Origin of the sequence: Pedobacter sp. KBW06 (assembly GCF_003852525.1) — a bacterium.
GTDB lineage: Bacteria > Bacteroidota > Bacteroidia > Sphingobacteriales > Sphingobacteriaceae > Pedobacter.
On the sequence record NZ_QAJL01000003.1, the window covers coordinates 302454 to 318677 of the forward strand.

Here is a 16224-nt window from a genome sequence, read left to right on the forward strand (position 1 = left end):
CTAAAAATATTCATCTCAAAGATGTAGAATTAAAGCTTACCATGATAACTCCTTGCTGATAAAAAATACTAAAAAACATTTAACGGTCTAAATATGTGAAAAAAAAATGCCTGAAACCAGACTACAAACCGCAAATGCAATAAACAGACCAAAGAAACAAATGGCACATTAAAGAGACTGTACAAATGAATCATCAGTAGAACCTCTTCTAAAATTTAACCCCGGCATTACAAAAATCCCTTAAATAAAAAATCCCTCTGGCCAAATTGCTCAGGGGGATTTCCATATATAAAGATTAACATTTCTTATTCAACTGCCCCTGCAGAGGGTTTAGACGAAGATCTTGGATTATTATAGATATCCAGATTAACAGCAGGACTTACCGGAGACTGGAAATTTTGACTGGCCAATGAAGCACCTGAATTTTTTGCAGGTGAATTTGAGTTGAGCTGAAGCTGGTTCTCATCTGCAATTCCGGCCTCTCCGGAAGATTTAAAATATTTATTATTAAAAGCACCCGGCGGCGTATCTCCCATATCATTCCAGATGAAATTGGTATTATTTTGCCCCACTAGTGTAAAGTTATACCCTAAATTATTGAAGATATCACACTTTCCACCTTTCAGACCATACAAATCAAGTACCTGAGCTGGAAAAGCCTCCTTAGGCAATAAATTTCCACAGGTATTATTAAATACTTTCGCATTCACATACGTGGTTTTGCCTGACATGATGTTCCTGTCGAACGCCTGTAATTCAAATGCCCCGTATTGTCTGGAGTTGATAACGATATTATTAAAAATCAAAATCTCTTTTGGAGAAGTCCCGATACTGTAAGCCCAGGCACGAATGGCATTCCCCTGATGATTTTTTATTTTATTATTATAGAATTTACCGCTACCCTGCACATAAAAAATACCATTGTGGTTACTGTTATCCTGATTGACATCCTGAACAATATTATTATGTATATCATAGGAATCCGCATTTTCCAATGCGACAACACTTCCTACACCTCTGGAGTTTTTAAAACTCACAAAGCCGATTTCTATATTTTTAACCAGGCCGGTGATGGTACCATTCTCTACAGACCCTCTAAATCTCATCAGTGTCCCGGTATTGTCACAATCAATATAAAGAAACCTTAAATTCCTGGAATATGAACTTTCTGATCCGTTATAGATCTTTTGAGAATCATATTGTATGGCATTGTAGGTATTTACATTAGAAAAGGAGACGTATTTTAAGGTAAAATCATTGATGTCATTCCGTAATTGTATCGAAGCGCCATCTGAACTTTTATCCCTAAAAACAAAACCTCTACTAATTCCCGCTGTTCCATTACCGGAAACGGTCACATTTTTTAGGTTCGAAAGCGTCATTTGTCTGTTTCCCACCAATTCAACAAGCCCGTCATTTAAAATGAAGACTGCAGCATTCTCAACAGATATGTTGGAGATCTGGATGTCATTATATGAACCTCCCTTTATTTTTATCACCGAATTTCCGGTCAGATTCAATGTTTTTCCATCAATAGAAAGATTTCCGGAACCAGTTCCAACTTCAAATATTTTCGCATTTGCAGGTATGTCGGTTGTGTCTTTCGGAGGTTTGGGAATCACCGGCACATCTACAACAGGATTTTCTACTTCAGCCCCGATGGAAGGATTCTTCTTGCATGCGCATAAAATAAATAATGCACATAAAATCAAATGCATTTTTGAGGTATTTACCATAAATTAAATATTTCTATTACAATCCCTTGTAACCGCAATTTTAATCAATTTTAAACAAATAAGTGAGTACGTCAAACAATGCTCTCGTTTTTGCTTTTATTCAAAAATGGCCGAACCATTGATATGGGGAATATTTTCCTCGTTTTTTAGCATATTTGGACTGACGAAATAATTTTTTATATGACATTAAGATTACAATTCCGGACAAAAACGCAGAGAATTGGCGTTAAAGAATGACAGACAGATTAATTATTATTTAATGCCCAATTAACATTGAGGAATATATTCCACACGTTCACATGGATAGCTAAATCAGCATTCCGCTTAAAAAAAATAAATCTGGAAAATCTATGGTCTGAGGGATAAAGAAATCAGACATGCCTCCCTCCCGTCGCAAAATAAAATTATTAACTGGCAATTAAGGGCTATCCAAAAAGATAGCTTAGCCTAGCAAGGAATGCTTTAAACAGTCCACCCTGCTCCATCAAACGTCTGTCCGAAGTCCAGACCAGAGAGCGGTTTGAAGTGATTTTATGGAGTTTTCCAAATCTGCTTCGCAGTTTAAGCGCCAGATAACCATCTTCATTTGCATTTGGAGGATGGTTATATCCTTCTACCAGCAACCCCTGTTCTTTTCTGTAAGCAGAGCTACAGCCATAAACATACATTGCTTCATCCTTATTTCTTTGCAGTATACCCTTGAAAACATCACCCATAGTTTCGTACAAAAAATAGTTAAACCGCTTCGATGGCCCCTCAGAAATAAATGCAAAACGCCCGTAAGTACAAGCAATGGACTTGTCTTTTAAGGGTAACGAAAGTAAATCTACCCAATAAGGACTATAAATAGAATCAGCATCCGCATTCAGGATAATTTTCCCTTTTGCTGCAGCCAGTCCCGAATTCCTTGCATGCCTCACCCCCTGCTCTTTTTCAATAATCCAGGTTGCTCCGGAAAGCTCAATTAGCTCCTGGGTGCGGTCACTGGAATTATTATTCACCACCAATATTTCGACTTTCTGATTCGTAATCGTTTTAGATAAGGACCACAAGTTCTTCAGAATAGATCCTTCCTCATTATAGGCAGGAATACTAACGGTTACGTCAGGCTCATCGGAATGAAGCTTTTGGATCCCCTCACGGATTTCTGCGATATGGTCTAAAAACCATTGCGCATCGTGTTTCTGAGCTTCAATATAAGAAGGGATTTTTAAGGGTCTGATGGGCATTGGTTCTAATTTTTAGGAGATGGATAATGAGTTATAAACCGAAAGCAATTGCTCTGCAGATGATTTCCAGGTAAAATTTGCGGCCCTTTTAAGCCCTTTTTCTTTCAATTGAACCTCCAGTTCCTTGTCATTCAGCACTGCTATGATTTGATCTTTGATCTGATGGTAATCCAAAGGATCAACAAATAAAGCAGCATCCGAAGCAATCTCTGGCATAGAGGAGGTGTTCGAGGTGATAACCGGTACCCCACATGCCATTGCTTCTAATAAAGGTAAGCCGAAACTCTCTCTTAAAGAAGGATACAGGAATAACCTGCTGATATTATACAGCAACGGCATTTCCTCAGAAGCAATATAACCTGGAAAAATAAAGTCCTTTTCAAATTGCTGCTTACCCAGCTTAGCCAACAATTCAAAAACCAGTTTTTTATCATAGTCAAGAATAACCAGGGGTAAACCTTCAGGGTTTGCCTCTTTATAGTCAACATATGCCTTGATCACATTAACCGTATTTTTTTTAGGTGCAGTATTGCCTAAGAAAAGGATAAAATCTCCCGGAAGATGATGGTCTTTCCGGAAACGGTCTAACTGGGCTGAAGGATAAGAGGTATTAAATTTCGGACTAACCGCATTGTAAATCACCATCACTTTATCTTCCGGCAAATTTAACCTGTTTAAAATCACCTCACGCTCATAATTGGAGACTGTGATGATTAATTTACTTTTATCGACGATTTTTGGTACAACAAATTTTCTGTATAAATTACCAAAATTCTGGTAAGCAGTTCCTTTGAAATCCGTCTTTTCAAGGTAAATAATATCATGTAGCGTCAGCATCATCGGCACTGGTAAGCGCAAGGCGGAGGTGTTACAGGTAGAGTGAAGAAAATCCAGTCTGTCCTTCTTTACTTCAGCGGGCAGGGTGAATTGTTCCCAGGTAAAATAAGAACGGGCAGGAAGAGACTTAATCTTGAAATTAGCTGTTTCTGACAAACACTTTTCATCCACATCTTTGCGTGCATAAAGAATGTACTCATTATAAGTATCCAGTTTCTGTAACTCACGGATCAGCTCTAAAGCCACCACTTCCATACCATGTTTCTTTTCCCTGAATATCCGTTGTACTTCTATCCCGATGCGAAGTTTAGTTTTCATCAATTTTCAATTAAGACCTGAGTTCTATTTACTTATTTTTTCTTCATAATAATGCTCCGTTGCTACGGATATCTTATTCGCTTTCCGCACTTTCAGTAAAGCCATAAGCTGGAAATATATGAAAAGGGGTGCATTTTTCAACGACTTGTAGATCTTTTCATCTGCTTTGAAATGTGACAATGCGCGAAACACAAAAGTAAAGAATACTACGATCGCAACCACCCAATACAAAGCAAACAAGGGCATTAAAAACAAATCAGTAACAAATAACAGAAAAGAAATAATCATTAACATAAATAAGGGTGGTCTTACCAGAAGTATGCTAAATAAAAACTGATTCCAGCTTAACCTGTAAACAGACTTCAACATCAGCTTGAATCCCAGATAAAGATATTTAAACCAGGTGTTGATCCATCTTGAGCGCTGATTTACCAATTGATCCGTTTTCGTCGTTTTCTCATCATAAACAATCGCCTCCTCTGCAAAAGCAATCCGCTCCCCCCTGTTCAGAATTTCATATTGAAGAATTTTGTCAAAGCCTGCACCCGATATTTCATTATTTTCCAGGCATGACCTGTACAGTTGTAACGTAAAAGCCATTCCGGAGCCCGACAATGCAGCCGATGATCCAGCCTCATACATGAGTTTCCGATCTACCAGACGGTAATAGATATCACCCGCCTCATCCAGACAGGCATAGGTCGAATCCAGGTTCTTTGCCGCTCTGACTCCCTGTACTGCCTGATATCCCTGATCAAATGCCCTGTTTAATGCATTAAAATACTCCGCATGAACAAGGTTATCACTATCGATAATTGTCAAACGCTCATGTGCCCGTTCAAAACGGTTAATGGCATAAAAATGTGATTTCGTATTACTTGCAAGTACTTCAGGAGGACGTAGTATCACAACCCGGGGGTCATCAAATTTCAAATCACTAATATCACAATTGTCGGCAACCACGTAAATGATATAACTGGCATAATTTGATTTCAATATGGAGTCTACCACAAGTGGAATAAGACTTACTTGCTGATAGGCAGTCACAATAACCGCATAGTCAGCCTCATAAGCCTGTGTTACAGGTCTCTTTTTTCCGGTAAAACGACCGGCAATCCATAAAATGAGCGGCATGATAAAGTGCAATCCGATCAGGACCTGTACTACTGCCAAAAGAAGGTATAATAAGTTCATTGTGCAGATTTATTTATGATCAATGGTCATTTGAATTGCCTGATTTATTTTCTTAATACAATTTTCCCAGCTATGACTGGTCGCAAAAGCTTTCCTATCCTCCTGTAAAGTAACAGAATCTTCTGCCAATGCCTTTACAATAAGCGAAATATAATCTTCTTTTGAATCTGCAAGATAAACATGATCCTTAAAAATATCCATTGCCCTCGTAGCAGTTGCTACTGTGGGCTTGCCCATTGCAAGATATTCATCAACCTTCCTGGGGTAATTTCCAATGGTAACCTGATTCACCAGCTGAGGATTGATACATACATCAAAATACTGCATATATAATGGTAATGCGTCCATTGGTTTGATACCTGTAAATATAACATTGTCCAATTGATGCAGTTCACTGTTTTTAAAATCTTCATCTTCCGGTCCGACAAGCACAATTGTCCAATCCTTCCTTTGTTCGGCAATATACCTGATCAATGGGATATCCAGACGAATACTCTGTAATGCACCAACATAACCGATTATTGGAGTGGTTATTGACTGTAGCTCTTCCGGTTTCCCAGCGGTTGTGTTTTCTGTAAAGATTTCCAGATCACAGCCCTGCCCTACATCATAAGAATTATCGTTATACGTTTTGCAATAGTCGGCCAAATAGGCCGAATTCGCCATGCAAATATCATTACTGGCAATCAGCAAGGGCTCTAATCTTTCCCCATGTCTTTTCCAGTAATCAACTGCAAGCATATAATCCCTGGAATAGTAAATGCTCAAAAAAGGATTTAACAGGCTATTCAGATAGAATCCTTTAAATATCTCATTGTCATTAAACAACAAGCTGTCCTTAAAACGGAGTTCCTTCGTTCCTTTCAGAATGCTATTGGCAAACTTTACATTGTTCCGCTTATTTAAATAATTAAACAAGGTTTTATTTTTAACCCAGTTGATGGATTCGACCAAACAGTCCGGATACAGGTTCCACAAGTTCTCTCCAATCTGGATTAAGCCTTCAGATTTACCTTTTATCACGGCTATTCTCTTTTGAACTTTAGGATCGGCACTCTTTTTATAAAGTGTAATTCTATCCAAAGGTGAATTGACATATAACACCCTGTTGTTCTTTGAAAGTTCAAGTGCAATATTTTTACAATTACTACCAATGTCTGTATCCCAGGCCTGTTGTCCAATTATGATGATATCTCTACTGATCATTTGATAATTAAAATTATATTTTTTTCCATGACTGATCCTCTGCTGAATATTTTTTCACTACTCTGGCGGGATTCCCTACAGCAACACAAAAATCGGGCACATCTTTCGTTACCACACTTCCGGCACCGATTACGACATGCTTCCCAATTGTCACGCCCGCCGTAATCACACTATTTGCGCCAATCCAGACGTCATCAGAAATAATAATCTGTTTACGTATTTCTTTTTGCCGGCTTGGGGGCAGGCTCACATCTTCATAACCATGATTTAATCCCGAAACCACGATGTTCTGGGCAAGCATTACATTATGGCCAATCTTTACCGGACCAATAATTACACTTCCAATGCCAATCATCGTATTTGCTCCGATCAGTACATCTCCTACGCCATTATTTATGGTCACAAAATCCTCGATCACTGATCGCTCTCCCAATTGGAAATCGTTAAATGGAAAAACATCCATTCTGCTGTTATACCTGACAATACTCCCCTTTCCCTTTTTATGTTTGAAAGGATTCAGAAACAACCTTACCCACAACCTTGGCCGGTGGTCATTCGCAGGTATTAATAAGCGATGGGCCAACTTCTTTAACCTGGGATTCTTTTTAATTTTATCTATTAGGGACATATTTATTAAAATCTAAAGCTTATTCAACTTTCCGGCCATAGTTACTTCTTCTTTTTTATTTGCATGAAAAAGGCAACGGCAAAGCAGATCATACCAGGAATTAAAAAAATCTCAAATGGCATTACGTTTCGGGTTTATCGTCAAAATTAGGACTAAGGAAAATAAAAGCAAGACATACAGATACCACCAACGACGAAGGCATCGCATTCATCACCTCATTTCCATAACTACAAAAGAATATACCTGCGCAGGTAGACATCATCGCGATCATTTTATACCTTAAGCCTTCATTACGGATATTCCATATGATCCCGCAGCACTGACCAAAAATATACATGATCATACAAAACCAAATGGTGAATCCCACAATACCATACATCGCCCAGATTTTAACCCAATAACTATCAGGTTCTACCGTCGATAAGTACTTGTCTTTATTGTATTCTTTCCCCCAGGTTCCAATCACACCCAACCCACCTCCAAATGGACGCGAGGCGAGGTATTGCCCAATGATCTTTTGGTTGTTAATCCGCACATTTAAAGAAGCTTCCTTCGGATCCAGGGCCGTGCGAAGCCGATAGATCTGGTAACTTCCATTTCCAATATAAGTAAATTTAAGAAAAGCAAGAAACAACAATGCAACGGTTAGTCCGGCAAACAGGACTTTGATATTTTTGGTGAGAAAGATCGCAAAAAATGCCCCGACAATTAAAGCAAAAAGCGCTCCCCTTGTTCCGGAAATCAACATTCCATAAAAGAAAAGACCTGCCGCAATTAACAAGATTAACCGTTTCCACCACTGGAAAGGCCCAACAGCCAATACAATGGCCATGAGTGTAAATGAAGCCTGAGAGGCCCCAAATTGTCCTGCATCACTATAAAAAGAGAAAACACGGAGAACGCCCCATAAAACATGGGTAATTTCGCCACCTTCCGTTAAAAAACGTTGTTCACCTGGCGATAAGCCTATAAACTGCTGCTTCAGCCCGTTTAAAGTGGCCAGAAAAGATAAAGACAGAATAACGATTAAAAACAGGTCCAGCTTCTTTTTGGAATTATACAACAAAAAGACCAGCGGTATAATCAAAATCGGAAAAAGGCCGGTGCTCCTGATCTCCTGAAGCCAGCCTCTTACACTTGCTCCTGCAGGATTGATGATCTCAACAAAACTAATGATGAACCAGATCAGCATGAGCTTTGTTAAATTGTTATTGAGGCTTTTCCAATTGAACTGCTGGTTTAAAATAATTACTGCAATCCAAATCAGCAGCAAGAATACTTCGATCCCAATTCCATAAGGAATCCCTCCGATCTCCCGGGCAAAAATCCCGAAAATAAAACAATAAACCGTCAGCGCTGTAAGGCCTATTGAAGGATCTTTAAATAGAAAAATGATGAATATAACCATCAATGCCCCAACAATCAGTATCATTGGAGCTATTGGGGAAGCAAAGGTTAAAAGACTCACAACCAGTGAGATTAGCAACCCGAATACAGAAAAAATCACTGTCCGCCACGTTTGTGATAAGGATGATAAAAATCGGATCATTGTGATCGTTATAATTTTCAGTTATTTTCGAATGGCAAAATTTTAAAAATTAAAAAAAACCACTGATATTAATATGACTACTTTATTTTATGTAATACGATCTTATTAAGAACCCAACCTATAAAACCAGGCCTTTCTTTAATATAATCAATCAACTCTTTGTCCTGATCTGCGATCGGTTTACCAGATTCAAACACCGCAATGTTATTCTCTGTAAACAACAACCATTCTTTGGCAATATTTACATCGCGTAAGCTATTTACATCGATGATAATGACATCAAATTCCTCTCTTAACACTTCGAAGCCAGCCTTGAGATTTTTTGCATTCTGCATTTCAAGCAAGGAGGAGTTATTATCGTTCTTGTTCAATACCGTGATCAAATCTTCCGTCTGAATTTGTCGCTTCACTAAAAACGTTTCAAAATCCTGACGTAAAGCAAGTTCCTTTGAATTTGATTTTACCACTTCTGTTTCTCCGCCGACCAATAAAACTTTTTTACCAATCATCGCAAATGCATAGGCCAAACTACTCGATATAAAAGATTTCCCTTCTTTATCGGTCAAACTGGTTACCCCTAAAATTTTAGTATTGTCTTTTTCAAAAGTATTTGAAATTTCAAACCTCAGCGACCTCACCAGATCCCGGTAAGCTGTATATTCCGGATTGTTCTTATTGTCATTCCAGATATTCCTCATGCTCAGATCCGCATTGTTCATGTAATTCAGACTCCCAAGAACACGCGACTTAGTAGCGGCTTCCAATTGTCTTGCATCACGAATGTTATTGTCCAAAAGAAACAGCACCACTATACCGGCAAAACAAACAAAAAAACTTGAAATTCCAGAAAGGGCAACATACATAATCCCCTTTGAAGGTAAAGCAGAGCCTTCCAGTCCGATCTGAGCCAATTGAAGTTTCAGGGCAATATTTTGCTCGGTTCTGGTCTGATTGTAGGAGTCCAGAGAGGCCATATAGTCTTTTGTCGCAAGTTCAGCATCGCGTTCAAAATTCTGAATCCCGGCATCGAACGGAACCATTGTATTGTATTTTGCTTTTAGCATCGCCAATTCATTGTCGATTGACCTGATGCTTCCTTTTGCCTGGCTTACTGCAGTTTCCAAAGCGAGCTTCTGTTGAACCAGTCCCTGCCTTGAAGCTTGTGGGTTAGTTACATTATCATCAGAGATTCTGCTGCTTAACCTATCTATGATCCTGGATAGTGAATCCATCTTTTTCTTTTCACTTACTTTGAAGTTCCCATCAATATAAGCGTCATTCGCAATTTTCAACTGATTCTTCAGATTTACGATCTCTTTATTATCCACGGTAGAGTTCCCACCTGAAAAAGTATCACGGCCTCTGAGTTTGGCATCAATATCTATAATGGCGTTCTGATTAGACTGAATCTCACGAATGGCCTGAGCTTTACGTTCTTCATTCTGAGAAATTTGCGTATAGACTATTTCAGATTGTTTATCCAGATTCAGTACGCCATTCTTCATCTTAAATTCTTTCAGGGCTGCATTCTTTTGATTCATCCCTGCTTCCTTCTTTTTCAAAAGAGAGTCTAATAATTCTATTGAATTATTCTGATTGGTATTCACATCAACCCCATAGTTATTGATGAATTCTACCGATAAGGTATTCACCAGGAAGGCAGAAAGCTTAGGACTTTGTGAAACATAATCCACATTGATAAAGTCACTGTTATCCGGTCTGTAGATGCTGAGCTTTTTCTCAATATCTTCCTTATTATAGCCCATAGAGCCCAGCATATCATAAAGCTTATACTTTCCTTTGTTATCGGCTATGGTAATTACCCTTTTGGTTTGTAATTTTTCTTTAAAAAGCTGGATTACTTCCTGACGTTGGGTATTGTCCAGAGAATCTAATTTTTTACTATATGGAGTAAAAGGATCTTTTGGATTTTCAAGATCATGCAACATTAAATTGTAAGAAAGAATGCTCATGATTTTTCTCATTTTCATTCTTTCAATAATATTAGAAAACTGCTGGTTTATTTTGAAGAAATCGGCATTCTGATTTCCTGCGGCGACCACCTGCTTAGATTGGTCTACTAAACCTGTTGCAATCTGAGCTTCTGAACTGTATTCTTTTGGAAGATTCTTTACTAAAAAAAAGGTGATGACAGCTGCAGCTGCCGGTACAAGTACCAGCAGCCATTTATATTTATTCAGAAGTTTTAAAAATGCTTTAATATCCATTATAAGGTTTTAAAAATAATTATCTATTTTACTTCAGAAAGTTTCACCCCTATGATTTCCTCCAACGCATCTTTCGCACCTAATAAATTTACTTCGGCCTGAATTTTTGACGTGTTGGCATTGGTAAGGTTTATTCTTGATTGATTATAGGTATCTAAAGTAATCTCGCCTTTTTCAAATTTATACAACTGATTATCAGCAACATTTTTATTATCCTGAACACTTTGAGTATAAATTTTCAATTGACTTATTTGCTGAATATAAACATAATATCTTTTCTTTACCTCAACAGCAAGACCAAGTTCATACTCTTCTGCCTGATATTGTGCAATTTTGTAATCAGATTTAGCTTTTTTTGCAGCGAAAGGTTTTTGAAGAAAAGAACCCAGGTTAACGTTAATTCCAAATTGAAATCCGTTTACATTATAAGGGTTTATCGGATCAAGAACCGTTTTTTGCTGAGGTCTGTAAAAATAAGATCCGTTAAATATATCAAGGTAAGAAAGTGCAGTAATAGGCAGCTCTGCTTTCGCTTTTACCACAGTTTCATTCATGGCCTTTCTTCTTGGATAGTTTTGTTTTGCAAGAGCGATATATTTTTCTAAGTCACCATATTTAATCTCTCCGATTATTGACTCCTGAGCGTGGGTACTGAAATTTATAAACATTAAGGCTATTAATGCAATTTTAAAAAGATTTTTCATGATTCAATATGTTTTATAGAATGTGTTTAAGCGTTTATTTATGTTTAGTTTACTTTAAAAAGTATGGAGAATCCAATGTGGTTAAACCTGTTCCTTTTGAATCAAGGCAGGTATGGTTTTCAATATGATCTTTAAGTCAAGCAGGATCGAATAATTGTCTGCATAATAGTTGTCAAGTTCTTTACGCTCGGTTTCAGACATATCTTTCTTACCACGTTTACTGATTTGCCATAATCCGGTTAATCCCGCAGGGCCCAGAAAGCGTGTAGACCACTCATTGGTTGTGAGTTGTTCCGCTTCATATAAAGGCAATGGCCTGTTTCCTACCAGCGACATGTCGCCGATAAAAACATTGATCGGTTGAGGCAATTCATCAATACTCGTTTTCCTTAGAAAAGAACCCAATTTGGTAATGCGGGGATCGTCTTTAAACTTTACGAAAGCAGCTTTACCATTCTTGTTATCAGACTCACTGGCGTACTGATTGAGGTTGGCCATAGATGCCACCATTTGATCTGCACCACTCTTCATGGAACGAAACTTATAAAAATCGAAGATCTTATAACCTGCGCCTACCCTTTTACTTTTATAAATTACAGCTCCTTTAGATTCGAGTTTAATAAATATGGCAACGACAATAAAAATCGGGAATAAAAACAAGAGCGCCAGTCCTGAAGCAATCAGGTCAAATGCACGCTTTGTCCACGGGATCTGGTATTCAACTTCTACCTGTTGTGCAAGTTCCATCAATTTAGGTTTGATCAACTTAAATTTAACTAAAAAATTAAGTCTTTCACAAAAGTCTTCCAAAGGAAAAGGATAAGTATAATAATCATTAACTTTCAATTCCAATGCTTTTTTTCTCCAGTTCCGGTCTTCTTTGATACCTAACAGTACAATAATGAGTCCCTGTAATAAAGGGTTCTTTTTTATTTCCCTGATCTGGTCGAAACAGTTCTTATTGTCGTCCACCTCGATTAAAATGATATCAGGCAAAGTCAATAAAGACTGTTGATCAAGGTACCGCTTAAAGTCCTGTGGATCATCCATATGATCTACGTTGGCATCAAACTCCTCCGCGATGACCACTTTAAGGAGTTTTCCAAAATGCACAATTTTTGCATTTATCTGAGGGCGGTTAATCATAGACGTTGTCATTATGCAATGAGTTGGGCAATTTGAGATTTTAAAACTGCCGGGTTAAAAGGTTTCTCCATATAACTATCTATTTTAAAAGGCATCTGCTTTACTTTATCAGCAAGATCCTCTGCACCAGACAATAATATAACAGGAGTGTTTCTGTAAAAGCCACTTAACTTAAGATTTCTGATCAGGGTGCTGCCATCAAAATAAGGCATCATTAAATCAGAGATGATCAGATCCGGGTCATTCCCTTCTTCCAGCCATGCGATCGCTTCGATTCCGCTCTTCTTAATGATCAGATCATAGTCTGATGCGAGAATGAAACTCAATAATTTAAGAATACTTAGCTCATCGTCTACGATCAGTATACTTTTTTTATGATCCGGTTTACTTTCCATGTATTCTTTAGTATGTTTCTTTCCTGACCCCCAGGATAAAAATTTATCAAAATAGTGAGAATTCGCTGTTTCAGGTTCCTCGGTGGTCATTGTTCTGTTAACGATTCTATCTGTAAACATAATACTTTTTTTCTAGTTAAACCCCTAATTAAGCTTTGTCCATTGTAAATTATAAACAAAGAATTTCTCTTAAATAATCTCTGATATTGATTTATTTGACGTTGATCATAAACGTTTGCTTACGAACTTCGCCCTCAGCCCATGTATTCAGTTCATTAGAGATCACCCTGCCAAAAGAATCGATCACCAATAACCGGATCTTCTGATTCGCCTTTGAGACCACTTCAGTCTTCAGGTCAAAATCACCTGAATAGAAAAAAGCGATGTCATTACTTCCCTTATCAATCTCTACGTTGTACGCTTTACTATAAACCTGATAGTTGACTTCACAGTCACTACATTCCACTCTTAAAAGCCCTTCCCGTTTAAGAATCACATTGGACAAATTGTCCAGCGAAGTATCCTTTTTACAGCTGCTTAAAAACACAAGAATAAAAAGCAATAATGTGTATTGAATTTTCATTTTAGGTCGTGGTTACGAATTGATAAAGGAAAAAACCAAGCCAATACAGCATTAGCCGAAAACAATAGCTAACATTCGGGAATAAAACAACCATAACAAGCACGCTGACAGGGTTTTCCTCAATTTTATTAATTTTAAATTTTCTCAATTGCTTTTTATTTCAAGTGGTTTATTTTCCCAAAAACCGCCCCATTGTGGGCAATTTTCTACAATTTTAAAATATGGGAATCGTACCATTTTCTTGGTCAGCGAGCCTAAAAAACCAATTCAGGGCATAAAAAGAGCAGATAAATTCTAAGTCCATAAAAAAAGCCAGGTAAAATCCNNGGATTTTACCTGGCTTTTTTAAAGCAGATTTTATACTTAATTCTTCGGCTGTACTCTTCCTGATTTTCTATCCTGTGCCCTGCCGATTACATAACCTGTACCCGCACCCACAACTCCACCTATGATTGCACCTCTGCCGTCTTTTTTATCGATCAGAATACCTCCTAAAGCTCCTGCTCCGGCACCAATGACAGCACCTTTGGCAGCCTGGCTCCAGCCTTTTTTCTTGGCCTTTACCGGAGCTTCATTATTCGCCGAAATATTCCTGTTGCTTCTTTCTGCTGCCTCATTCCGTTCGGCAAGTAAAAGTGTTCTTTTTTCTTCTTTGACTTTTTCTTCTTTAACTATGGCCAATCTTTCTTTCTCCCGGGCATCTGCTCTTTTAAAACTATCCAATTTCAGACTGTCTTTTACCGCAACAATTGCCTGTTGCCTGATCATCGCCTCCTGCTTGGCATTGTTTGAACATGCTGATAAAACTATCGCCAATGCCGCTACTGAAAATATCTTTTTCATAACTATAGTATTTAGATTAATACAGGTATACTGTAAAAATGATGCCAAAGTGCTTATTTGTCCATCAATGGGGAATAAGCACTACGCTCATTTGTGTCATGATCATCGTCCTCACCGTCTGGATTCCCCGAAATACGGTCATTATCCGTATTCAAATGACTATAAAAAGAGAAGCTTTCCGAAGACTGGTCAGCATCCAGCCCCAGATTATCCGGCTCTTCATAAGTCCTCTTTTTAGGTCTGTCGCCATTTGCAATCGGTCTTGTTTCTTCAGGATTCGTCTCTTTATTCATTTTATCAGTTTTATATTTCCCCGAACAGTTGCTTCTTTATACCTTAACAATCTTCGTTTAAATAGGTTTTAACAACATTAAAGACCAAAAATTTAATCTACACTGCCCCCTATTTTAAGATTTTGATATTAATATTCTATTCATTATTTTCACATCGAAATATATATATAATAATATGCGTACAACAGGAAAAGTTAAATGGTTTAATTCTGCAAAAGGATTTGGATTTATAACTCCAGAAGATGGAGGAAAAGATATTTTCGTACATTTTTCTGCGATTGCAGGAGATTCATTCAGAGAGTTGAATGAAGGAGACAGCGTAGAATTCGAATTGAATGAAGGAAAAAAAGGTCCTGAAGCGTCAAACGTAACAGTTCTTTAGTCTTAATTCATTTTATAAAAAAGGGGTATGTCCAGGCATTACCCCTTTTTTTATTTACTTCTAAGCCCATAAATACGATAAGAATGTCCAATACTGATCCCTCAGTCCAAGTAATACAAACCATCAGCGTGCTCGGTTGCGGTTGGTACGGTTTAGCCCTCGCCAAAAAACTAATCTCTTCAGGCTATTCAGTGAAAGGATCCAGTACCACAGCCGAAAAATTGCCTATACTTTCCGATGCGGGAATTCAGCCCTACCTCATCGACTTTCAGGAAGACACAGCGCAGTACGATCCTGATTTCTTCCATACAGACCTGTTGCTCATCAGCATTCCGCCAAAACGAAGCAGCGGAGCACAGCAGGCATTTTATAAAAAGATAACAGGGATTGCCGGGGCGGCGCAAAAGCAACAGGTAAAACACGTTATATTTATCAGTTCCACAGCGGTGTATGGAGATCATAATACCGAAGTAACAGAACTAAGCACCCCACAACCAGACACTGCATCAGGGATAGCCATGCTGGAGGCAGAAAAATTATTGATGGGCCAAAGTACTTTCAGCAGCACGGTCCTTCGCTTCGGAGGTTTAATCGGACCCGGCAGAAATCCCGGACGATTCTTTGCCGGAAAACAGGACATTCCCAATGGACAGGCACCGGTCAACCTTGTGCACCTTACCGATTGCCTGAATTTCAGCCTCTCGCTGATCAAAAATGCCGCATTCGGACATATATATAATGTATGCTCAACAGACCATCCCAGCAGACAGGATTTCTACAGTAAAGCCGCTGAGGTTTCCGCTCTCCCCATCCCTGCCTTTATTGATGAACTGCTCCAATGGAAGCGCGTTTCGACCATACATATTGCACCAAAGTTCCATTATCAATATCTTATCAGTAATTTTTCAACTTGGATGGATACGGATAAATTATAAAAAATGATAACTTGGCTC

16 protein-coding genes are annotated in these 16224 nt (G+C 38.2%); 2 read left to right on the forward strand and 14 right to left on the reverse strand.

The window, feature by feature from the left end:
• Nucleotides 1-305: 305 nt before the first annotated feature.
• From DBR43_RS16110 to DBR43_RS16175, 14 genes are all read right to left on the reverse strand, one after another.
• Nucleotides 306-1718: a hypothetical protein gene (locus tag DBR43_RS16110; RefSeq protein ID WP_124582599.1), complete on the reverse strand. Its 1413-nt coding sequence runs from the start codon at nucleotides 1716-1718 to the stop codon at nucleotides 306-308.
• Between the two features lie 443 nt (nucleotides 1719-2161).
• Nucleotides 2162-2965 (reverse strand): glycosyltransferase, encoded by an 804-nt coding sequence (locus DBR43_RS16115; protein WP_124582601.1) that lies wholly within the window; start codon nucleotides 2963-2965, stop codon nucleotides 2162-2164.
• A 12-nt stretch (nucleotides 2966-2977) separates the two neighbouring features.
• Nucleotides 2978-4120 (reverse strand): glycosyltransferase family 4 protein, encoded by a 1143-nt coding sequence (locus DBR43_RS16120; protein ID WP_124582602.1) that lies wholly within the window; start codon nucleotides 4118-4120, stop codon nucleotides 2978-2980.
• Nucleotides 4121-4144: 24 nt separating this feature from the next.
• On the reverse strand, nucleotides 4145-5314 hold the full coding sequence (locus DBR43_RS16125) for a glycosyltransferase (RefSeq protein ID WP_124582604.1): 1170 nt from the start codon (nucleotides 5312-5314) through the stop codon (nucleotides 4145-4147).
• A gap of 9 nt (nucleotides 5315-5323) precedes the next feature.
• On the reverse strand, nucleotides 5324-6520 hold the full coding sequence (locus DBR43_RS16130) for a glycosyltransferase (RefSeq protein ID WP_124582606.1): 1197 nt from the start codon (nucleotides 6518-6520) through the stop codon (nucleotides 5324-5326).
• Nucleotides 6521-6533: 13 nt separating this feature from the next.
• A complete protein-coding gene (locus tag DBR43_RS16135) occupies nucleotides 6534-7148 on the reverse strand; it encodes an acyltransferase (RefSeq protein WP_124582607.1) in 615 nt (204 codons plus the stop codon).
• Between the two features lie 121 nt (nucleotides 7149-7269).
• Nucleotides 7270-8580, reverse strand: a complete 1311-nt coding sequence (locus DBR43_RS16140) for an O-antigen ligase family protein (RefSeq protein ID WP_233602996.1) — start codon at nucleotides 8578-8580, stop codon at nucleotides 7270-7272.
• A 194-nt stretch (nucleotides 8581-8774) separates the two neighbouring features.
• Nucleotides 8775-10925 carry an exopolysaccharide transport family protein gene (locus tag DBR43_RS16145; RefSeq protein WP_124582610.1) on the reverse strand — a complete coding sequence of 717 codons (2151 nt, stop codon included), beginning with the start codon at nucleotides 10923-10925 and terminating at the stop codon, nucleotides 8775-8777.
• Nucleotides 10926-10948: 23 nt separating this feature from the next.
• Nucleotides 10949-11629: a TolC family protein gene (locus tag DBR43_RS16150; RefSeq protein ID WP_124582612.1), complete on the reverse strand. Its 681-nt coding sequence runs from the start codon at nucleotides 11627-11629 to the stop codon at nucleotides 10949-10951.
• A gap of 81 nt (nucleotides 11630-11710) precedes the next feature.
• Nucleotides 11711-12775, reverse strand: a complete 1065-nt coding sequence (locus DBR43_RS16155) for a sugar transferase (RefSeq protein ID WP_199757104.1) — start codon at nucleotides 12773-12775, stop codon at nucleotides 11711-11713.
• An 11-nt stretch (nucleotides 12776-12786) separates the two neighbouring features.
• Nucleotides 12787-13290 (reverse strand): PleD family two-component system response regulator, encoded by a 504-nt coding sequence (locus tag DBR43_RS16160; RefSeq protein WP_233602998.1) that lies wholly within the window; start codon nucleotides 13288-13290, stop codon nucleotides 12787-12789.
• A gap of 91 nt (nucleotides 13291-13381) precedes the next feature.
• Entirely contained in the window at nucleotides 13382-13753 is a 372-nt protein-coding gene (locus DBR43_RS16165; RefSeq protein ID WP_124582616.1) for a hypothetical protein, read from the reverse strand.
• A gap of 363 nt (nucleotides 13754-14116) precedes the next feature.
• Nucleotides 14117-14596, reverse strand: a complete 480-nt coding sequence (locus DBR43_RS16170) for a YMGG-like glycine zipper-containing protein (RefSeq protein WP_124582618.1) — start codon at nucleotides 14594-14596, stop codon at nucleotides 14117-14119.
• 53 nt (nucleotides 14597-14649) lie between these two features.
• Nucleotides 14650-14889, reverse strand: a complete 240-nt coding sequence (locus tag DBR43_RS16175; RefSeq protein WP_124582620.1) for a hypothetical protein — start codon at nucleotides 14887-14889, stop codon at nucleotides 14650-14652.
• 175 nt (nucleotides 14890-15064) lie between these two features.
• Between DBR43_RS16175 and DBR43_RS16180 the strand changes: the two genes are divergently transcribed.
• Both DBR43_RS16180 and DBR43_RS16185 read left to right on the forward strand, forming a co-directional pair.
• A complete protein-coding gene (locus DBR43_RS16180; RefSeq protein ID WP_062548063.1) occupies nucleotides 15065-15271 on the forward strand; it encodes a cold-shock protein in 207 nt (68 codons plus the stop codon).
• Nucleotides 15272-15354: 83 nt separating this feature from the next.
• Entirely contained in the window at nucleotides 15355-16206 is an 852-nt protein-coding gene (locus DBR43_RS16185) for an SDR family oxidoreductase (protein WP_124582623.1), read from the forward strand.
• Nucleotides 16207-16224: the final 18 nt, after the last annotated feature.